The sequence below is a fragment of the Streptomyces sp. URMC 129 genome, from assembly GCF_051386415.1.
Taxonomy (GTDB): Bacteria; Actinomycetota; Actinomycetes; order Streptomycetales; family Streptomycetaceae; genus Streptomyces.
In genome coordinates, this window is the sequence record NZ_JBPQTQ010000069.1 from 17684 (window position 1) to 31268 (window position 13585).

12 protein-coding genes and 1 pseudogene are annotated in these 13585 nt (G+C 72.4%); 1 reads left to right on the forward strand and 12 read right to left on the reverse strand.

Features of this window, described 5'->3' with window-relative positions; genetic code table 11:
- Positions 1–50: 50 nt before the first annotated feature.
- From ACSNOC_RS15895 to ACSNOC_RS15925, 7 genes and pseudogenes are all read right to left on the reverse strand, one after another.
- A complete protein-coding gene (locus tag ACSNOC_RS15895) occupies positions 51–902 on the reverse strand; it encodes a carbon monoxide dehydrogenase subunit G (RefSeq protein WP_436748090.1) in 852 nt (283 codons plus the stop codon).
- 130 nt (positions 903–1032) lie between these two features.
- Positions 1033–1785, reverse strand: a pseudogene (locus ACSNOC_RS15900) (spermidine synthase); the annotation flags it as partial.
- The gene (locus ACSNOC_RS15905) at positions 1782–2354 is read right to left on the reverse strand and encodes a DUF2617 family protein (RefSeq protein WP_436748091.1); all 573 of its coding nucleotides are present in this window, start codon (positions 2352–2354) and stop codon (positions 1782–1784) included. The gene ACSNOC_RS15905 and the pseudogene ACSNOC_RS15900, both read right to left, overlap by 4 nt.
- Positions 2355–3101: 747 nt before the next feature.
- Entirely contained in the window at positions 3102–3455 is a 354-nt protein-coding gene (locus ACSNOC_RS15910) for an MTH1187 family thiamine-binding protein (RefSeq protein WP_436748092.1), read from the reverse strand.
- The gene (locus ACSNOC_RS15915; protein WP_436748093.1) at positions 3452–4015 is read right to left on the reverse strand and encodes a YbjN domain-containing protein; all 564 of its coding nucleotides are present in this window, start codon (positions 4013–4015) and stop codon (positions 3452–3454) included. The genes ACSNOC_RS15910 and ACSNOC_RS15915 overlap by 4 nt, the downstream gene beginning before the upstream one ends.
- 97 nt (positions 4016–4112) lie before the next feature.
- Entirely contained in the window at positions 4113–6701 is a 2589-nt protein-coding gene (clpB, locus tag ACSNOC_RS15920) for an ATP-dependent chaperone ClpB (protein WP_436748094.1), read from the reverse strand.
- A gap of 101 nt (positions 6702–6802) precedes the next feature.
- Entirely contained in the window at positions 6803–7594 is a 792-nt protein-coding gene (locus ACSNOC_RS15925; protein ID WP_436748095.1) for a trypsin-like serine peptidase, read from the reverse strand.
- Positions 7595–7766: 172 nt separating this feature from the next.
- On the opposite strand from ACSNOC_RS15925, the gene ACSNOC_RS15930 reads away from it, so the two are divergent.
- Positions 7767–8423 carry a phosphatase PAP2 family protein gene (locus tag ACSNOC_RS15930; protein ID WP_436748096.1) on the forward strand — a complete coding sequence of 219 codons (657 nt, stop codon included), beginning with the start codon at positions 7767–7769 and terminating at the stop codon, positions 8421–8423.
- A gap of 49 nt (positions 8424–8472) precedes the next feature.
- Here the strand turns inward: ACSNOC_RS15930 and ACSNOC_RS15935 are convergent, their stop codons facing one another.
- The 5 genes from ACSNOC_RS15935 to ACSNOC_RS15955 form a co-directional block, all read right to left on the reverse strand.
- The gene (locus ACSNOC_RS15935; protein ID WP_436748097.1) at positions 8473–8922 is read right to left on the reverse strand and encodes a heat shock protein transcriptional repressor HspR; all 450 of its coding nucleotides are present in this window, start codon (positions 8920–8922) and stop codon (positions 8473–8475) included.
- 6 nt (positions 8923–8928) lie between these two features.
- Positions 8929–10110 (reverse strand): molecular chaperone DnaJ, encoded by a 1182-nt coding sequence (dnaJ, locus tag ACSNOC_RS15940; protein WP_436748098.1) that lies wholly within the window; start codon positions 10108–10110, stop codon positions 8929–8931.
- A gap of 42 nt (positions 10111–10152) precedes the next feature.
- Positions 10153–10854: a nucleotide exchange factor GrpE gene (gene grpE / locus ACSNOC_RS15945; RefSeq protein WP_436748099.1), complete on the reverse strand. Its 702-nt coding sequence runs from the start codon at positions 10852–10854 to the stop codon at positions 10153–10155.
- Positions 10851–12707: a molecular chaperone DnaK gene (gene dnaK, locus ACSNOC_RS15950; RefSeq protein ID WP_436748100.1), complete on the reverse strand. Its 1857-nt coding sequence runs from the start codon at positions 12705–12707 to the stop codon at positions 10851–10853. The genes grpE and dnaK overlap by 4 nt, the downstream gene beginning before the upstream one ends.
- A gap of 231 nt (positions 12708–12938) precedes the next feature.
- Positions 12939–13585, reverse strand: a 647-nt coding sequence (locus ACSNOC_RS15955; RefSeq protein ID WP_436748101.1) for a peptidoglycan recognition protein family protein, incomplete at its 5' end; no start/stop codon positions are given.

Here is a 13585-nt window from a genome sequence, read left to right on the forward strand (position 1 = left end):
AAGCCCATGAGCCGACAGGCCGACGAGACGTAGGCCGGACGCCGCGCGGGCTAGCGGCGGCGGCGCAGGGCCCGGCCGGCGAGCACGGCCGAGGCGAGGGCGACGGCCGCGGCGGGCGCGGCCCAGCGGAGCCTGGCCGCGGTGCCGGGCGAGCTGCCCGGGGCGGGCTCGGGGGCATACCGGCCGCGCGGCGGGGCGTGGTCGACCTCCTCCGCGCTGCGCCCGATCATGGTGCGCCGCGCGAAATCGGCCTCCGGCTCGGGCCCGGCCGCGGCGGCCACGGCCGGCTCCTCGTCCTCCTCCGGATCGAGGGCGGGCGGCGGGATCTCGATGTCCGGCAGCGCACCGCGGAAGCCGGGCTCGGGCTCGGGTTCCGGCTCGGGCGCGGCGGGGATGCCGGGGATGGCCCGCTCGTTGTCGTCGGGCTCCCCGATGCCGCCGACCGCGGCGGGCGGCGGGGTCTCGGCGCCCGCCAGCTCCTCGGCCAGCGCCTCGGCGAAACGGTCCAGCAGCCGTCGGCCGGCCGCCTCCCGCTGCGCCGCCGTGAAGTCACCGATCCGGCCCTTGCCCTCGACCACCGCGCTGAACGCGACCGTGGTGCCCGACCCGTCCCCGATCGCGCGGGGCACGGCGGTGAGGATGAGGCTCACCGTGCCGGAGCCCCTGGCCTCGGTGCCCTCGGCCTCCGCCGTGACGCCCTCGCCGCGCCCGGTGAGGGTCAGCGTGCCCCGGTAGGTGATGGTGGAGGAACCGATGCGCACGCGCAGCCGCCCCTCCGGCCGCGCGGGGTCGGCCTCCGCCGCGAGCTGGAGTCCGGGCACGCAGCGGGTCACCAGCTCCGGCTCGGCCAGCGCGCTGCGCACGGCGGTGACGGAATACGGCAGGAAGACCTCGTGCTCCATGGCGCGGAGCCTACCCACTCGGAAGCGCGTATAGCACTGGTGTGACCATGAACGCCAATCGCGGCGCCGCGCCGCCGTCCGCCGGATCCGCCGCCACCTGGGCGGCGACCTCGGCGGGCACCGGACGGATCAGGGCGCGCTCGGCGGCCCGCTCCAGCGGGCCCACCGCCGGGACGCAGGCCAGCAGCACGGCCGTCACGCCCACGTTGAGCAGGAGGATGCGCCGCCGGGCACGCCGCGACAGGTCTTCCCGGAAGAGCCACAGCACCACCACCGCGCCGGCCAGCGCGTTGACCACGCCGGTGCACAGGGCCGCGTTGAGCCGGCCGAGCAGCGGGAGCAGCAGGAAGGGGAACGCCAGGCCGCCGAGCAGCGCGCCCACGTAGTCCGCGGCGGACAGATCGGCCACGGCCCGGCCCGCGTCCTGCTCGCGGATGCGCTGGATGAGCGTCATCAGCAGCGGCATCTCGGCGCCGATCAGCACGCCCATGGCGAGCGAGAAGGCCACCAGCAGCGGCCGGGCCCCGCCGAACCAGAGCAGGCTGAGGTAGAGGACGGTCGCGGAGCAGCCGCCGATGAGGGCCAGCAGGGCCTCGATCAGCCCGAAGTTCACCGAGGCGCGGCGCCGCAGCCGCTTGGCGGCCAGCGAGCCGAGGCCCATGGCGAAGACCATCGTGGACAGCACGATGGAGGTGTGGGTGACGGTGTCCCCGACGAGATAGTCGGCGAGGGCGATCAGCTCCAGCTCGTACACCAGGCCGCAGGCGGCGCAGACGAAGACGGCGACCAGCACCAGGAACCGCCCGAGTCCCGCCGACACGGGCAGCGCGACGACCGGCGAGTGCTCGACCGGCGAGCGCTCGGCTTCGGGCGTCTCGATCATGAACCGAACGTTACGTCACACACCGCATTCTCCCTGTCACCCACAGGAGTGGACTTCTCGTACTCCCGCGTGCCGCTGACCCGTGTGCGGGTCGCGACCAGGCGCCGCTCCTGCGGATAGGCGTGCCAGGTGCGCCAGTGGACCTGGCCTCCCCGGCGGTGGGCCAGCAGGGCGGTGAACGCGTTGGGGTCGCCCGGGAAAAGTCCGGCCAGGCCGTGCGGATGGTCGGCGACCAGCGCGAGCAGTTCCTGCGCGCGGCCGGCGAAAGACCCGGCGCTCAGGCTTTCGACGCGGGCGGCGAATTCATATTCGAAATTCCCCAGGCGCTTGGAAACCCCCAGCGGCAGCGGCGTATTGCTGCCGGGCATGCAGGCGACCGTTTCCGAGCAGGTGCCCTCGCGGCAGTCGAGCAGCACTTGGTGCGAGGCCCCCAGAACCCGCAATTGCACCCGCGCGTCCGCGAGTTCGAGATCGAGGGTGGCCAGGGAGGGCAGCGGCTCCCGGCCCAGGGCCCAGGCGAGGTCGGTCGCCCGGGTGTCGGTGTAGGCGGTGTGGATAGTCGTGAGCATGGGTCGGCTCCCGCGTGCGCGCAGTTGAGGGTGGCGCGGACCGCCCCTCCGGAGACAACGGGAACACCGAATCATGCAACACGCCGCCCCCACAGCGCTTTTACCCATCTTCGTCGGATTTCCATCCCGTCGGGGACAGCATGGGTCACCTGTTCACCAATCACCCGATCGCATGACGAACACTTATGCCCTTTCCTCGCGCGAAGGGGTATTCTCGCCGCACTGCTTGATCCGGAAAAGACCGAATTCCCGATCGCGACCCGGTCTTCTTCACGCTTTGACCGCACAATGATCCCCGTGCGCACGCGTCGGCGCGCCCCCCGGGTCCCGTCCACCCCGCGACGGCGGGCGGGACCCGGAGCGGCATCAGTGGCAACTGCCAACGGCAACCGCCCTGTTGCCAGTCTCCCCGGCAACGGTCGTTTCACGCCCCCCGCACGGTCCCGGGTGCTCCTCATCCAGCCCGGCTCCGTGTCCCGCCGTCTCAACGGGACCCGCACCCCGCCCCGGGAGGTTCATCGTCGGGCGCAGCAGTTGACCAAGCTCCCGGCCGAGCCGGACCGGAGCGACCGGCGCCCGGTGGCCTGCTCCTCACCGGTCCGGCGGACGCCGGGACGGAGCACGGCGTCGCCCCCATGGCGCCGGCGCTCGCCCTGGAGTTCTCCGCGCGCACAAGGACGTGCTGGGCGGATGGCCGACCGGCGGAGGAGCGGTGAGAAGGGGGCAGGAAGACCACGCAGGAGCGGGTCAGGCGGGACCGGCCGGCCCGGTACCGGGGGTACGCGCGGACGGCGCGGCGGGTTCCGGAGACGCTGCGAGCAGCCGCTCGACCCGGTCGACCTTGGCGGTCAGGCCGTCCGTGACGCCCTCGCGCAGGTCGGCCTTGAGGACCAGGCTCACCCGCCCGGCCCGGGCGCGCACCGCGTCGACGGCGCGCTTGACGACGTCCATGACCTCGTCCCACTCCCCCTCGACGCTGGTGAACATGGCGTCGGTGCGGTGCGGCAGGCCGCTGGCGCGGACCACGCGCACCGCCTCGGCGACCTCCTCGCCCACGTCCTCGCCGACGCCGATGGGCGTCACGGAGAACGCGACGATCACGCCCCGCCCTCCGCGGTGCCGTTCCCCTCGCCGCCGTCGCCGGACTCCTCGACGTCCTTGGCCAGGCCGAGCCGCTCCACGATCCACTTGTCGAACTCGCCGGCCGCGCGCACCCAGCTCACCAGGGTCGCCACGAAGTGGTCGAACGCCACCCCGGCCCCCAGCAGCAGGTGGAAGTCCCCGATCATCCGGACGACGCCGTCGTCCTGCGTGTGGGTGTAGACCTTGGGCCACAGGGAGGAGTGGTTCCACTCGTCGACGCTCTCCAGCAGGCGCGGCTTGTCGTCGATGCTGTGCGTGTGGCCGTAGAACGTCCGCACGATCAGCACCCGCTGCCGCTCCTCGCCGCGGAACATGAAGTAGACGCGGTAGTTCTTCCAGGGGGCGACGACGTCGCCCTCCTTGTCCACGACGTACTTCACCTTCATCCGGTCCAGGAGCTGCTTGACCAGGTCCTGGTTCGGCATGATCGGACCGACGGGCTTGGGGGCCTGCGGCGCGCTCTTCTGCTTGTCCGGCGAGCCCCCGAAGTTGGGGATCGCGGACGGATCGACAGACACGGGGATGGATCCCTTCGTACGACTGCAAGCTTGGGCCCATCCTCCCCCATACCGGCTCCGAGCACATCATCAGATCGGAGCCGGTACGGAAGACGGGTCAGCGGACGGCCTCGATCGTCAGCCCGCCGTCGAGGGCCGCGTCCACCCGGACGGTGTCGCCGTCCCTGATCCCGCCGCCGAGGATCTTGCGGGCGAGCGGGTCCCCGATCGCGGTCTGCACCAGCCGCCGCAGCGGCCGGGCGCCGTACGCCGGGTCGTTCCCCTCGACGGCGAGCCAGTTCAGCGCCAGCTCGGTGACGTCGAGGGTGAGCCGCCGGTCGGCCAGCCGCCGCTGGAGCGAGTCGATCTGGAGCCGCGCGATACGGCCCAGCTCGTCGCCGCTGAGCGCGCCGAAGATCACCACGTCGTCCAGCCGGTTGAGGAACTCCGGCCGGAACGCGGCCCGCACCGCCGCCAGCACCTCCTCGCGCCGGTCGGCCGCCTTGGTCAGGGGGTCGATCAGGTGCTGGCTGCCCAGGTTGGAGGTGAGGATGAGGATGGTGTTGCGGAAGTCGACGGTCCGGCCCTGGCCGTCCGTCAGCCGCCCGTCGTCCAGCACCTGGAGCAGGATGTCGAACACCTCGTGGTGCGCCTTCTCCACCTCGTCCAGCAGCACCACCGTGTACGGGCGCCGCCGCACCGCCTCCGTGAGCTGGCCGCCCTCCTCGTACCCCACGTAGCCGGGGGGCGCGCCGACGAGCCTGGCCACCGAGTGCTTCTCGCTGTACTCGCTCATGTCGACGCGGACCATGGCCCGCTCGTCGTCGAAGAGGAAGTCCGCCAGCGCCTTGGCCAGCTCGGTCTTGCCCACGCCCGTCGGGCCGAGGAAGAGGAACGACCCGGTGGGCCGGTCCGGGTCCGCGACGCCCGCCCGGCTGCGGCGCACCGCGTCCGAGACGGCCCGCACGGCCTCGGTCTGCCCGATCAGCCGCTTGCCCAGCTCCTCCTCCATGCGCAGCAGCTTCTCGGTCTCGCCCTCCAGCAGCCGCCCGGCCGGGATGCCGGTCCAGGAGGACACCACGTCCGCGATGTCGTCCGGGCCGACCTCCTCCTTGACCATGGTGGTCGCCGCGGCCTCCTGCTCGGCCTCCGAGGCGGCGGCCAGCTCGCGCTCCAGGGCCGGGATCTCGCCGTAGAGCAGCTTGGAGGCGGTCTCGAAGTCGCCGTCGCGCTGGGCCCGCTCGGCCAGGCCGCGCTGCTCGTCCAGCCGCTCCTTCAGCTCACCGACCCGGTTCAGGCTCTGCTTCTCCCGCTCCCAGCGCGCGGTCAGGCCGCGCAGCTCCTCCTCGCGGTCGGCCAGCTCGCGCCGCAGCCTGGCCAGCCGCTCCTGGGAGGAGGCGTCGGACTCGTTGGCGAGCGCCATCTCCTCCATCTTCAGCCGGTCGACGGAGCGCTGGAGCTCGTCGATCTCCACGGGCGAGGAGTCGATCTCCATCCGCAGCCGGGAGGCGGCCTCGTCCACCAGGTCGATGGCCTTGTCCGGCAGGAAGCGCGAGGTGATGTACCGGTCGGAGAGCGCCGCCGCGGCCACCAGGGAGGCGTCCGCGATCTGCACCTTGTGATGCGCCTCGTACCGGCCCTTGAGCCCGCGCAGGATCGCGATGGTGTCCTCAACACTGGGCTCGGCCACCAGCACCTGCTGGAAGCGGCGCTCCAGCGCGGCGTCCTTCTCGATCCGCTCGCGGTACTCGTCCAGCGTGGTCGCGCCGACCATGCGCAGCTCGCCGCGGGCCAGCATCGGCTTGAGCATGTTGCCCGCGTCCATGGCCGAGTCGCCGCCGGCGCCCGCGCCGACGACCGTGTGCAACTCGTCGATGAACGTGATGATCTGACCGCCGCTGTCCTTGATCTCGGCCAGCACGGCCTTCAGCCGCTCCTCGAACTCGCCCCGGTACTTGGCCCCGGCGACCATGGCGCCGAGGTCCAGCGAGACCAGCCGCTTGTTCTTCAGCGACTCCGGGACGTCGCCCTTGACGATGCGCTGGGCCAGGCCCTCCACGACGGCGGTCTTGCCGACGCCGGGCTCCCCGATGAGGACGGGGTTGTTCTTCGTGCGGCGCGACAGCACCTGCACCACGCGCCGGATCTCGTGGTCCCGCCCGATGACGGGGTCGAGCCGCCCCTCGCGGGCCGCCGCCGTGAAGTCCGTGCCGAACTTCTCCAGCGCCTTGTACGTGCCCTCGGGATCGGCCGTGGTGACGCGCTGGCCGCCCCGGCTCGTCTGGAAGGCGTCCAGCAGCTTCTTGTCGGCGGCGCCCTGACCGGTCAGCAGCTCGCCCGCCTGCCCGCCCTTGGCGGCCAGGCCGATCAGCAGGTGCTCGGTGGAGATGTACGCGTCGCCCAGCTCCTTGGCGCGCTGGGCGGCGTCGGCCAGAACGGCCAGCAGCTCGCGGTTGGGTTGCGGCTTGGCCACGGAGGCGCCCTGCACGCGGGGCAGCGCGGACAGCAGCCGCTCGGCGCCGGAGCGCAGGGCGGCCTGGTCGGCGCCGACGGCGGCCAGGAGGTCCTGGAGATTCTCGTTGTCCTGGCCGGTGAGCAGGGCCAGCAGCAGGTGCGCGGGGGTGATGTCGGGGTGGCCGCCGGTCAGGGCGCGGTCGTTGGCCGCGCTGATGGCGTCCCGGCTCCTGTTGGTCAGCTCGGCGTTCACTGGGCCATCTCCTCCGTAAGCATATGGTCTTGAGAGCTAAGCCTGCTAGATCCAACGTACGATAAGTTGAGTCTATTCCACTCAAGCCGCTCTCCGGAGGGTTACGGCTCCCTGGATCCCGCCGTGGCCAGCAGTTCCCGCGCGGCCTCCGGGAACGGCCGGCCGACCACCATCCCGTCGCCGCTGCCCACCGACATCACGGCCACCAGCGTGCCGGACTCCGTGCCCGCGTCGTAGTCCCGCAGCCACGGGCCGCCGCTCGAACCGGCGGTCATGTCGCAGTCCTGGAGCAGCAGTCCGCCGCGGTTCGGCTGCTGCGCCTCCTGCGCCGTCAGCACGTCCGTCTCGCCCGCGCAGTACCGCAGCGACTCGCCGTCGTACGGGGGCGCCGCCGGGTACCCCAGCGCGGCCACCTCATCCCCCTCCCGCACCGGCTCGAAGGCGAGCCGGTTCGCGCCGTGCGCCTCCTGCACCGTGCGGCCGTCCTTCTCGGCGAGGGTGAGGAACGCGTAGTCGTGCGGCAGGATCTCGGCCGGGTCGCGGGTGACGTCCCACGCGTCGGGCGTGTGGAACGAGGCGACCCGCCACGCCTCGTCCCGCCAGGTGTCCCGGTCGTGGTCGTACCCGGGGACGAACCACACCTCGTCCGCCGGCTCCGGCTGCTCGCGGGTGCGCACACAGTGCGCGGCGGTGGCGACCACGCTGCCGTTGGGCGCGTCGACCACGGCCCCCGAGCACAGCCCGAGCCGGCCGCCGCCCGCGTCCCAGATCAGCTTGCCCACGGTGGAGACGGCGCCGCCCTCCCACGGCTCGGCGGCGACGGCGGGAGGCGCGGCCACCACCAGCAGCACGGCGGCGACGGCGGCGGGTATGGGGAGACGGGCCAGACGCATAGGGACCACCCTGTGAGCAGCGGTCCGGCATGTCCAGTCACCCTCCGCCGAACGGGTGCGGCGCACCCCGGCATTGACGGGCCGTCGATGGCGCTCCGTCACCCGGCCGCGGCGGGGACCGGGGGCGGGGACCGACGATTGAAAAGCGGCGGAACGGATACCATCCCCAACCATGCCACCGCGCCGCTACCTCGCCGCCTCGGCCGCCGCCGTTCTGCTGGCCGCGCTGATCACCGTGGTGGCCGCCGGGGGCGGCGACCCGCTGGCGATCGACACCGCCCTGCACGACTGGGCGCTGGACCACCGCACGCCGGGCTGGACCGACACCCTCCGCTTCATCACCGACACCGGGAACCGGGGCGTGCCGTACGTGCTGGCCGCCCTCGCGGGCGCGCTGACCGTCTCCCGCGCCTGGTGGGTGGGCGCCCTGGCGGGCGTCGCCGCCCTGGTGGGCGGGCAGTTGGTGCGGTACGGGCTGGTCACGGCGGTCGGCCGGGCGCGCCCGCCGGTGGAGGACTGGGTCATGCACGTCAACGGGCCGGCGATGCCGTCGGGCCACACCACCACCTCGGCACTGACCGCGATCGGCCTGGCCGCCGCGCTGCTGCCGCACTGCCGCCGCCCGGCCGCCCGCGTCCTGGCGGTGGCGCTCCCCGCCGCCTGGGCGGTCGCGGTCGGCTTCAGCCGGATCTACCTCGGCGTCCACTGGCCGACCGACGTCCTGGCGGGCTGGCTCTTCGCCACGATCCTGACCTGCCTGTTCCTGCCCCCGCTGGCCCGCGCCCTGGGCCGGCCGCCGGCCCCGGCGCGAGAGCCGACCGGGGTGTGAGCACGGCCGACCGGGGTGTGAGCACAGGCGCGGGCCGAGCCGGCGGCGGTCAGCCGCGGCGGTCCGGACGCCAGACCACGATGGCCGCCGAGTGGCGGACGTCCTGGTACGGGACCAGGTCGCGGCGGTAGGAGGCGTGGACCTGCGCCTCGCGCTGGCGCATCGCGGTGGCGGCGCCCTCCACGGCCTGCTGGAGCTCGGCCACCGTCGCCTGCAGGGCGGCGACCTGCTTCTCCAGCTCGATGATCCGCTTGATGCCGGCCAGGTTGATGCCCTCGACCTGGGACAGCCGCTGCACCTCGCGGAGCAGCCGGATGTCCCGGGCCGAGTACCGCCGGCCGCGACCGGCGGTCCGGTCGGGCGAGACCAGACCCAGCCGGTCGTACTGGCGCAGCGTCTGCGGGTGCAGCCCGGAGAGCTGTGCCGCTACCGAGATGACGTACACCGGAGACTCGTCGGTCAGTTCATAGGGGTTGCTGTGTCCGTTCCGGCCGTCCATCTCTCGTTACTCTCCCTTCGCGGCCTCGAACAACCCTGCGCGAGGATCCTCGCCCTCCACCGCGGCGCGGTACTCCTCCAGGGCCTTTCTCGCCTCGTCGCCCAGCTCGCGCGGCACGGTCACCTCGATGGTGACCAGCAGGTCGCCCCGGGTGCCGTCCTTGCGGACCGCGCCCTTGCCGCGGGCGCGCATCGTGCGCCCGCCGGGCGTGCCCGGCGGCAGCTTGAGCGTCACCGGCGGTCCGCTCAGCGTCGGCACCCGGATCTCCGCGCCGAGCGCCGCCTCCGGGAAGGTGACCGGCACGGTGATGGTCAGGTTGTCGCCGCGCCGGCCGAACACCGGGTGCTCGTCGACGTGCACCACCACGTACAGGTCGCCGTTGGGCCCGCCGCGCTCGCCCGGCGCGCCCTTGCCGCGCAGCCGGATGCGCTGCCCGTCCTCCACACCGGCCGGGATGCGGACCTGCATGGTGCGCGAGCTGGTCGCCCGGCCACTGCCCCGGCACACCGGGCAGGGATCCTGCGCGATCAGCCCGCGGCCCCGGCAGTCCACACAGGGGTCGGTGAGCGAGAAGCCGCCCCCGCCGCCCCGGCTGACCTGCCCGGTGCCGACGCAGGTCGGGCACACGCGCGGCGTGCCGTTCTTGTCGCCGGTCCCGGAGCACGCCTTGCAGGCGGCGCTGGACGACATCCGCAGCGGAACCGTCGCCCCGGCCACCGCCTCGGTGAAGCTGAGCGTCACCTCGGACTCGATGTCCTGGCCGCGGCGCGCCTGCGTGCGCGCCCCCGGACCGGTCCGGTTGAACAGCCCGCCGAAGACGTCCCCGAGGCCGCCGCCGAACCCGCCGGCCCCGGGACCGCCGGGGCCGCCGGGCTGGGCGCCGCCGAAGAGGTCGCCGAGGTCGAAGTTGAACTGCCCGCCCCCGCCGGGACCCGGCCGGAAGCCGCCGTTCCCGAAGAGGGCGCGGGCCTCGTCGTACTCCTTGCGCCGCCGGGCGTCACCGAGCACGTCATACGCCTCGGAGACGCTCTTGAAGCGCTCCTCGGCCCGGACGTCCCCCTTGTTCGCGTCCGGGTGGTACTCCCGGGCGAGCTTGCGGTACGCCTTCTTGATCTCCGCCTCGGTCGCGTCCTTCGGGACGCCGAGAACCTTGTAGTAGTCCTTCTCGATGAAGTCCTTCGTGCTCATCCCCGGCGTCCCTCCTTCCGCTGTCTCCGGTCACGCGTCACGTCAGCCCTCGTCCGGGCCACCGCCGTCGTCCTTCTCGGACGCGTTCTCGTCCTGCTGATCCGCCGGCTTGCCCGGCTGCGGCTCGGCGACGCCGACCCGGGCGGGCCGGATCGTGCGCTCGCCGATGCGGTACCCAGGCTGGAGGATCTGCACGCACGTCGTCTCCGTGACGTCCGGCGAGTAGCTGTGCATCAGAGCCTCGTGCACCATCGGGTCGAAGGGCTCGCCCTCCTTGCCGAACTGCATCAGCCCCATCTTCGCCGCGACCGTCTCCAGCGACTCCGCGACCTGCTTGAAGCCGCCGACCAGCTCCCCGTGGTCCCGGGCGCGGCCGATGTCGTCGAGCACCGGCAGCAGCTCGGTCAGGAGGTTGGCCACCGCCATCTCCTTGACCGCGATGCGGTCCCGCTCCACGCGCCGCCGGTAGTTCTGGAACTCGGCCTGGAGGCGCTGCAGATCCTGGGTGCGCTCGGCGAGGGCCGAGCGCGCCTGGTCCAGCTGCGCGGTCAGGGCGATGTCCTGGCGGTCCTTCACATCCTTGGGATCCTGCGACGCCTGCGGCTCGGCGGAGCCGTCCCCGCCGGGGGCGGCGCCCCCGGCGAGCTCGTCGGAGACCGAGGACTCGGCGGGGACGTCGGCGTTCGCCGCCTCGGCGTCGGGGACCTCGGGCTCCTTGTCGAAGCCCTGCGGGTCCTGGGTCACGCCGCACCACCCTTCGGCTTGTCGTCGTCCACGATCTCGGCGTCCACGACGTCCTCATCGGAGCCCGTGGCGGCGCCCTCGGCACCGCCGGGCGCGGAGCCGCCGGCCGCCTGCGCCGCCTGGGCGTCGGCGTACATCGCCTGGCCCAGCTTCTGGCTGGTGGCCGCGACCTTCTCGGACGCCTCGCGGATCGCCGCGGTGTCCTCGCCCTTCAGCTTCTCCTTCAGGTCCGCGATGGCGGCCTCGACCTCGGTCTTGACCTCGCCGGGGACCTTCTCGGAGTTCTCCTTGATGAAGTTCTCCGTGGAGTAGACGAGCTGCTCGGCCTGGTTGCGCGTCTCGGCGGCCTCGCGGCGGCGGGCGTCCTCGTCCGCGTACTGCTCGGCGTCGCGCATCATCCGCTCGATGTCCTCCTTCGGCAGCGCGGAGCCGCCGGTGACGGTCATCCGCTGCTCCTTGCCGGTGCCGAGGTCCTTGGCGGAGACGTGCATGATGCCGTTGGCGTCGATGTCGAAGGTGACCTCGATCTGCGGGACGCCGCGCGGCGCCGGGGGCAGGCCGGTCAGCTCGAACATCCCGAGCTTCTTGTTGTACGCCGCGATCTCGCGCTCGCCCTGGTAGACCTGGATCTGCACCGACGGCTGGTTGTCCTCGGCCGTGGTGAAGATCTCCGAACGCTTCGTCGGGATCGTGGTGTTGCGCTCGATCAGCTTGGTCATGATGCCGCCCTTGGTCTCGATGCCGAGGGACAGCGGGGTGACGTCGAGCAGCAGGACGTCCTTGACCTCACCCTTGAGCACACCGGCCTGGAGGCTGGCGCCGATGGCGACGACCTCGTCCGGGTTCACGCCCTTGTTGGCGTCCTTGCCGCCGGTCAGCTCGCGCACCAGGTCCGCGACGGCGGGCATCCGGGTCGAGCCGCCGACCAGCACCACGTGGTCGATCTCGGACAGGTGGATCCCGGCGTCCTTGATCACGTTGTGGAACGGGGTCTTGCAGCGCTCCAGCAGGTCGGAGGTGAGCTGCTGGAACTGCGCCCGGGTGAGCTTCTCGTCCATGTGCAGCGGGCCCTCGGCCGACGCCGTGATGTAGGGCAGGTTGATCGTGGTCTCGGTGGACGAGGACAGCTCGATCTTGGCCTTCTCGGCCGACTCGCGCAGCCGCTGGAGGGCCATCTTGTCCTTGGACAGGTCCACGCCGTGCGCGTTCTGGAACTGGCGGACCAGGTGGTCCACGATGCGCTGGTCCCAGTCGTCACCACCGAGGTGGTTGTCACCGTTGGTCGCCTTGACCTCGACCACGCCGTCGCCGATCTCCAGCAGCGACACGTCGAAGGTGCCGCCACCGAGGTCGAAGACCAGGATGGTCTGGTCGTCCTTCTCCAGGCCGTAGGCGAGGGCGGCGGCGGTCGGCTCGTTGACGATGCGGAGCACGTTCAGCCCCGCGATCTCGCCCGCCTCCTTGGTGGCCTGCCGCTCGTGGTCGTTGAAGTACGCCGGGACGGTGATGACGGCGTCGGTGACCTTCTCGCCCAGGTACGCCTCGGCGTCCCGCTTCAGCTTCTGCAGGATGAACGCGCTGATCTGCTGGGGGTTGAAGTCCTTGCCGTCCAGACCGATCTTCCAGTCGGTGCCCATGTGGCGCTTGACCGAGCGGATCGTCCGGTCCACGTTGGTGACGGCCTGGCGCTTGGCCACCTCGCCGACCAGCACCTCGCCGTTCTTCGCGAAGGCCACAACGGACGGCGTGGTCCTGGCGCCCTCGGCGTTGGTGATGACGGTGGGCTCACCGCCTTCGAGAACACTGACGACGGAGTTCGTCGTGCCCAGGTCGATGCCGACCGCACGTGCCATTTCGATATCCTCCAGCTACTAGCTTGAGTGCGACTGACTCAAGAGTGCCGCAGCCGGAGATCCCCGTCAAATGTCCTGAGCCGGGGTGGCTCAACTCTTATCCACCGTCCTGGCTCAATGCCGGTGGGGGCCATGTCGGCGGCGCCGGACATCCGAGACGTGCGGCCCCCCGGTGACCGGCAGCACCATCAGCCCTGTCACGGCCGCGGGCGGCGGCGCGGTGGTACGTGATCAGCGCCGGCCGGCGATCCGCAGCCGGGCGGCCTCGGTGCGGATGGCGGGCAGCGCCTCGTACAGCGCGTCCCCCGGGCAGTGGGTGTGCACGAGGTCGCGGTGACCGGAGACGACCTCGATCTCGGCCGGCTCCCCCTCCGGCACCCGGGCGGCGTCGTTGGTGGACACCAGCCGGACCTTCTCGCGCGGGTCGGTGCCGGGGCGCAGCTTCCAGGCGGCGATCTCGGCGATGGCGGCGACCAGTTCGTCCGGGACATCGGTGCCCGCGGGGAAGTCGCCGAGGGCGGCGACGCCCACGCTGTCGGAGTTGAAGCCGCTGGTGTGCGCGCCCATCACGAAACGGTCCAGCCCGCCGGCCCGGCCCTCGTAGATCCGGCCGCACTTGTCGACCACGAAGTTGTACCCCAGGTCGTCCCAGCCCTTCATCAGCACGTGGTCGGCCTGCATCGCGCGCAGCATCGCGGGGACGTCGTCGCAGTCGTAGTCGTCGGGGTGGTTGGTGTGGTGGACGAAGACCGCGCGGGCCGCGCCCGTGTAGGTCACCGCCTCCCGGCGCAGGCTCTCGTCCGCGCCCCACGTCTCGCGGGTGATGATCCGGGGCGCCGGCGCCGTCCGCTCGACGGCGGGGCGGCGGCGCTCCGCCG

Coding starts and splice junctions, on each gene's coding strand:
- ACSNOC_RS15895 (WP_436748090.1), bottom strand. CDS start 902: ATGGAGCACGAGGTCTTCCTGCCGTATTCCGTCACCGCCGTGCGCAGC.
- ACSNOC_RS15905 (WP_436748091.1), bottom strand. CDS start 2,354: ATGCTCACGACTATCCACACCGCCTACACCGACACCCGGGCGACCGAC.
- ACSNOC_RS15925 (WP_436748095.1), bottom strand. CDS start 7,594: ATGCGTCTGGCCCGTCTCCCCATACCCGCCGCCGTCGCCGCCGTGCTG.
- ACSNOC_RS15930 (WP_436748096.1), top strand. CDS start 7,767: ATGCCACCGCGCCGCTACCTCGCCGCCTCGGCCGCCGCCGTTCTGCTG.
- ACSNOC_RS15935 (WP_436748097.1), bottom strand. CDS start 8,922: ATGGACGGCCGGAACGGACACAGCAACCCCTATGAACTGACCGACGAG.
- dnaJ (WP_436748098.1), bottom strand. CDS start 10,110: ATGAGCACGAAGGACTTCATCGAGAAGGACTACTACAAGGTTCTCGGC.
- dnaK (WP_436748100.1), bottom strand. CDS start 12,707: ATGGCACGTGCGGTCGGCATCGACCTGGGCACGACGAACTCCGTCGTC.